We start from the raw sequence: 5,609 nt of genomic DNA on the forward strand, positions 1-5,609 counted from the left end.
GAGGTGAAGATCGACCGTATTCGTCATCGCCGGGGAGGAGGTCGGCTCTGACGAAATTCCTTTCGCCGTTTGAAAAGGGGCGAAACCTTTGGAAGACGAACTGCATTCGCTTCGAAAGACGAACAATGTTCGCTTCGGGAACAACGCCCGCCGGGGGAGGAGGTCCGGCGGGCGCCGTTTCAGTGGTCAACCCTTGGGAGGAGGTAAGGGTTGGCCGTATCCGTCAGGGTCGGGGAGGAGGTCGACCCTGGCGAAATTCTTGTACTTAGACCGCCTTGCGGGCGACCATCTTGATCTCGTCACGGACGATGCCGAGATCATGGAGCTGGCGATTCGACAGACGACCCAGCTCGGTAACCGTCTCGCGATAAACGCGCCAGTTACGATAGTTGCGGATCAGGTTCATTGTCGTTCTCTTCTTCAAAACTGGTTCGGACCATTCGCGGCCCGAAGCGGATTAGACCGCCTTGCGAGCGACGTAGTGGATGTCGCTGCGGCTGATGCCGAGGTCGGTCAGTTCACGGTTCGACAGGCGGCTCAGCTCGGAGACGGTGTCCCGGTAGCGGCGCCAGTTGCGGTAGTTGCGGATCAGGTTCATGGTAGTGCTCGTTTCGTCTTTCGTTCGGGTCATTCCGTTTGTGTACGAACAGAAAATAGGTGGGGTCATATCGATTTAAAAGTGCCATTGGCGCATGGCAGCAATGCAAATTGTGCAATGCAACACTAACGGCCATTCACGGCTTCGACATAAAGAAGCCCGAATCCGAAAATGCCGTGGTGTCAACGGTTTGACCGTGTGGGCTGGAAAAAGATCGAGGGCAGGGGGAAGGCATGGCGAGTTATGCGTCGCGGGTCAGGTCCGACATCGCCCGATGGCGGCAGGCTGGGCTGATCGATACGCCGACAGCCGAGGCGTTGACGCGCGATGTCGAAGCCAATGAGCGGAGGTCGCTGAGCTTCGGGTCGATCCTGGCGATGATGGCGGCGCTTTTGTTCGGTGCCGCTATCCTGATCTTCGTCGCCGCCAATTGGGAAGCCATCCCACGGCTCGTTCGCGTCGCGGCGCTGTTCGCCGTCATCGTCGCCGGCTACGTCGGCGGCGCGGTGCTGAAGACACGCGACCATGGGGCAATCGGCGAGGCGCTGTGGATCGTGGCGGCGGCCGCTTTCGGCGGTTCGATCGCGCTGATCGGCCAGATGTACCACCTGACAGGCGACGAGGCCTCGGCGCTGCTCACATGGGGAGCCGGCACGGCCTTGGCGGCGGTCGCGTTGCGCTCGAACCCGCTCACCGTCGCCTCCCTCGGCATCGCCGACGCCTGGCTGCTTCTCAAATGGGGCGGTTTTTTCCGGCGCTCGGAATTTCCCCATCTCTTCGCAGCCATTGCGCTGGTGCTGTTCGCGATTTCGTTCTGGACCCGCAGCCGGGCGGCGCGGCATCTGATCATTCTGTCGGTCCTCTTCTATCTCGTGCTGCTGTCAATGGATCACAACACGCTGCAGGTCTCCGTTCCGCTGACGTTCGTTTCGGCGCTACTTTTTGCCGCCGCGGTCTTCGCCGCCGCACCGGTCGACAGAATCGTGCAGCTTGGCGGCCGGCTGCCCCTGCACGCGCTGATCGGCTTCCTCACCGGCATGGCGATGATCCAGTTCGAACTGGCCGACGAGGCGAGCTACAATGGCGCCTTCGCCATTGCCTCGGCGGTCGCGCTTGCCGCCATTGTCGCGGCGATCATGCTGGGTGGCCGCGAGAGCAGGGGCCTGCGCTGGGTCGCCTATGCCGGCTTCGCCTTTGAGCTCGCCATCATCTATGTGGTGATGTTGCAGTCGATGCTTGGCACCGCCGGCTTCTTCCTGGCCGCTGCAGTGCTGCTCGGCATAATGGCGCTGGTCATCATCCGCGTCGAAAAACGCATGAACGCGCCGACCACCGAAGGAGCCAAGGCATGACCGGCAAAAGACTGATCATCTCGGCGCTGCTGCTGGCGCTCGTCCAGATCGGCTTCCTCGGATGGATCATCGTCGGCAGGGCCGCAATCCTGCGGGATGGCAAGGAGGTCCTCCTGAAGGTCGAGCCGATCGATCCGCGCGATCTTCTGCGCGGCGACTATATCGTGCTGGGCTACGAGATCTCGCGCATCCCAGTGAAGCTGATCGCCAACATTCCGCCCGGCAAGTTCACCAGCAACGACTCAGAGCTCGTCGTCAGGTTGAAGCAGGGCGTCGAAGGCTATTGGCAGCCGAGCGCAGCCTGGTTTGATGCCGCACCGATGCCTGCGGCCTCCGACGAGGTCGACATCGTCGGGCAGGTGGCCGATGGCTGGGACCTGCGCGAGCCCGAAGCGACGATCGCGCCGGACTACGGCATCGAGCGCTTCTATCTGCCGGAAGGCGAGGGCATGGCGATCCAGAACGACATGCGGGTGCGGCCGTTCGCCGTCCGTGTCGCCATCGCCGCAAACGGGACACCGCAGGTCAAGGCGTTGATGGATGGCGACAAGACGCTGTTCGAGGAGCCGCTCTACTAGGGGCGGCCGCACCCGTGCGCATCTCGCGAAAACCTTGGATCTCCCGTCCGAGCAGTGTGAAGCATGACAATTGAACTGACGGCGCGCGGAGACATCAACCTCGATGCGGTCTTTCGTGTCGCCTGGCGGAAGGAGCCGGTGCGGATTAGCGACAAGGCTTTGCGTCGGATCGAGGAATGCCGCGCCTCGTTTCTGCGTCTCATCGAGACGGATCCCGCACCGATCATCTATGGCGTCACCACGGCGATGGGCGAACTGGCGAGCCGCAAGCTCGAGCGTGACGAGCGCGACCGCCATGCGCGCATCAAGGCGTTCGCTGCCGCGACCTCTTTCGGCGAGCCGCTGCCGGAGCGCGTGGTCAGGGCGATCGTGCTTGCCCGTCTCACCAACTTCATTGAAGGCAATGCCGCCACCTCGCCGCGCATCGCGCAAGCTGTTGCCGCCATGCTGGACGGCGGGCCGATGCCGATCGTGCCGTCGCAGGGCCAGGGCGGCGCCGGCGAGATCCTGGCTCTCTATCCGCTGTTCGCCGGGCTTTCGACGCGCTTCGACCTGGAGGTCAAGGAGCGGGGATCGCTCATCAATGGCTCGCCCTGCGCGGCGGCGCTGGTGGCGGACGCCGCGCTCGCGGCGCGCCGCCGCATCGGCCTCGCGCACAAGGTGTTTGCGCTGTCGATCGAAGCCTTTCGCGCACCGCTCGAACATTACGACGCCGCACTCGACGGGCTTTGGGGCGACGAACACGAGGCGGCAGCGCTGCAAGGTTTGAGGGAATATCTCACCGGCGCCGGCGACGGACGGCGCAACTACCAGGCGCCGGTCAGCTACCGCATCGTGCCGCGCGTGCTTGGCCAGGCGCATCGCGCGCTTTCCGGCGCGGAACGGGCGGCGACCGTGTCGCTGGCGTCGATCTCGGACAATCCGGTCTACGTACCGCCGGACGAGGCGTATCCGCTCGGGCGCTGCATCAGCACCGGCGGCTATCACAATGCGATGGCCACGCCTGCGCTCGACGATCTGGCAGCGATCTGGGCCGACGTCTGCCTGCTCTGCGACCGCCACGCCTCGAAGCTCCTGAACGGTAAGGTCTCCCTGCTGCCCGATCTTTTGATGACGGACCGGCATTGGGCCGACAGCGACGGCCACGGCAATGTCGGCTATGTGCCGATGGCGATCACCGGTTATCTGGAGCAGGCGAAGCTCGCGGCGCAACGCACCTTCATCCCAGGAACGGAATCTGCCGGTGCCGGCCAGGACGATGTCGCGACCACGGCGTTCCTCGCCTGGACCAAGGAGGCGACCGCCGGCCGCTGCCTCGACGCGGCGATGGCGATGCTGGCGATGATCGCCTCGCAGGCCCTTCACGTCACCGGCCGCGAGGCACCGCCTGCGCTGCAGCCGTTCGTTGCCGACGTCAGGACCATCGTACCGGCGGTCGGGGCCGACCGCGTGCTCGGTCCTGAACTGGCGGGATTGAGCGAATGGTTCACCGGCAAGGTCTTCGAGACGTGACCGTGGCGACTCGGTTTGTCAGCCGATGGGCTGGTGCGGGTAGAGGGACTCGAACCCCCACGTTTTCACGCCAGAACCTAAATCTGGTGCGTCTACCAATTCCGCCATACCCGCGTCGCCCGGCAATCCCATGTAGCCATCATTCTGTCAATGTCGCGATCAAAATGACCCTCAACCGCCTGAATGCGAAGATAGTTGAAAATTAGGCTGGCCTGTGACAAAAGGCGTGTCGAATGTGACGGGACGCGACGATCCGCTTCTACAGAATGTGATAAGAAGTAGGAAAAACAAAGACTTATTCACATTTTGGAACGCAGTTTGGAAAGGCTTTGAGCCGCTTTAGCGGTCAAACCGCAAGTTTCCGTTACCAAAAGCCATTCCCGGCAAGATTATACCGGCAGGCTGTAAGCGGCATGGGCCGTCTGGCAGTCTCATGGGTGAGAACAAAGGTTTTATGATGCAGGTCACCGAAACGCTCAACTCCGGTCTCAAGCGCGAGATCAAGATCACCGTGCCGGCCGGTGACATGGAAGCCAAGCTGATGGCGCGGCTTACGGATGCCCGCAACAAGGTTCGCATCAATGGCTTCCGCCCCGGCAAAGTGCCGGTGCAGCACCTGCGCAAGGTCTACGGCAAGTCGTTCATGGCCGAGGTCGTCAACGAGATCCTCAACGATTCGACGCGTTCGATCATCACCGGGCGCGGCGAGAAGGCCGCCATGCAGCCTGAAGTGATCATGACCGAGGACGAGAAAGAGGCCGAAAAGATCCTGGCCGGCGGCGCCGATTTCGAGTTCCGCCTCAACTACGAGATCATCCCGGCGATCGAGATCAAGGATTTCTCCGACATCAAGGTGACACGCCAGGTGTTCGATGTGCCGGACACGGAAATCGACGAGCAGGTCAAGCGCATCGCGGAATCGGCGCGCAGCTATGAGCCGAAGACCGGCAAGGCAGCCGAAGGCGACCGCGTGACCATTGACTATGTCGGCAAGATCGGTGGCGAGGCGTTCTCCGGCGGCGCCGGCAACGACCAGCCGCTGGTGTTGGGTTCCAAAGAGTTCATCCCGGGCTTCGAGGACCAGCTGATCGGCGCCAAGGCCGGCGACGAGAAGCAGGTCACCGTCACCTTCCCGGAAAACTACCAGGCTGCGCATCTGGCCGGCAAGGAAGCCACCTTCGACGTCACCGTCAAGGAAGTGGCGAAGCCGGGCGAACTCGAGATCAATGACGAGACGGCCAAGAACCTCGGCCTGGAATCGCTGGAGCGCCTGCGCGAGATCGTGCGCGGCCAGATCGAGAACCAGTTCGGCTCGATGACGCGCCAGAAGGTCAAGCGCCAGCTGCTCGACCAGCTCGACGCATCCTATTCGTTCGAGGCGCCCTCGAAGCTCGTCGAGGCCGAGTTCAACAACATCTGGAACCAGGTCAACCGCGATCTGGAAGCCGCCGGCCGCACCTTCGCCGACGAAGAGACGACGGAAGAAGAGGCGCGCGCGGAATATATGCGCCTGGCGGAGCGCCGCGTGCGCCTCTTCTTCCGTCGTCTCTTCGTCGGCGAAGGTGCGGC

General features: G+C 62.8%; 6 protein-coding genes and 1 tRNA gene. 4 read left to right on the forward strand and 3 right to left on the reverse strand.

Going from position 1 to position 5,609, the window contains the following annotated elements; translation table 11 throughout:
• Positions 1-265: 265 nt before the first annotated feature.
• Positions 266-406 carry a DUF1127 domain-containing protein gene (locus EN742_RS22150; RefSeq protein ID WP_126054215.1) on the reverse strand — a complete coding sequence of 47 codons (141 nt, stop codon included), beginning with the start codon at positions 404-406 and terminating at the stop codon, positions 266-268.
• A gap of 51 nt (positions 407-457) precedes the next feature.
• Positions 458-598 (reverse strand): DUF1127 domain-containing protein, encoded by a 141-nt coding sequence (locus tag EN742_RS22155; protein WP_006335194.1) that lies wholly within the window; start codon positions 596-598, stop codon positions 458-460.
• A gap of 233 nt (positions 599-831) precedes the next feature.
• Here EN742_RS22155 and EN742_RS22160 point away from each other — a divergent pair, with 233 nt between their 5' ends.
• The 3 genes from EN742_RS22160 to EN742_RS22170 all read left to right on the forward strand — a co-directional run bounded on the left by EN742_RS22160 (position 832) and on the right by EN742_RS22170 (position 4,040).
• Entirely contained in the window at positions 832-1,950 is a 1,119-nt protein-coding gene (locus EN742_RS22160) for a DUF2157 domain-containing protein (RefSeq protein ID WP_127399813.1), read from the forward strand.
• A complete protein-coding gene (locus EN742_RS22165) occupies positions 1,947-2,528 on the forward strand; it encodes a GDYXXLXY domain-containing protein (protein ID WP_126054217.1) in 582 nt (193 codons plus the stop codon). The genes EN742_RS22160 and EN742_RS22165 overlap by 4 nt, the downstream gene beginning before the upstream one ends.
• A 63-nt stretch (positions 2,529-2,591) precedes the next feature.
• On the forward strand, positions 2,592-4,040 hold the full coding sequence (locus EN742_RS22170; protein ID WP_126054218.1) for an aromatic amino acid lyase: 1,449 nt from the start codon (positions 2,592-2,594) through the stop codon (positions 4,038-4,040).
• Between the two features lie 31 nt (positions 4,041-4,071).
• Here the strand turns inward: EN742_RS22170 and EN742_RS22175 are convergent.
• Positions 4,072-4,154 (reverse strand) — tRNA-Leu (locus tag EN742_RS22175).
• Positions 4,155-4,497: 343 nt separating this feature from the next.
• Between EN742_RS22175 and tig the strand changes: the two genes are divergently transcribed.
• On the forward strand, positions 4,498-5,609 hold a 1,112-nt coding region (gene tig, locus EN742_RS22180), incomplete at its 3' end, for a trigger factor (protein ID WP_128333273.1).

It is taken from the genome of Mesorhizobium sp. M4A.F.Ca.ET.020.02.1.1 (assembly GCF_004022645.1).
Taxonomy (GTDB): Bacteria; Pseudomonadota; Alphaproteobacteria; order Rhizobiales; family Rhizobiaceae; genus Mesorhizobium.

Coding starts and splice junctions, on each gene's coding strand:
- EN742_RS22160 (WP_127399813.1), top strand. CDS start 832: ATGGCGAGTTATGCGTCGCGGGTCAGGTCCGACATCGCCCGATGGCGG.
- EN742_RS22170 (WP_126054218.1), top strand. CDS start 2,592: ATGACAATTGAACTGACGGCGCGCGGAGACATCAACCTCGATGCGGTC.
- EN742_RS22165 (WP_126054217.1), top strand. CDS start 1,947: ATGACCGGCAAAAGACTGATCATCTCGGCGCTGCTGCTGGCGCTCGTC.
- EN742_RS22150 (WP_126054215.1), bottom strand. CDS start 406: ATGAACCTGATCCGCAACTATCGTAACTGGCGCGTTTATCGCGAGACG.
- EN742_RS22155 (WP_006335194.1), bottom strand. CDS start 598: ATGAACCTGATCCGCAACTACCGCAACTGGCGCCGCTACCGGGACACC.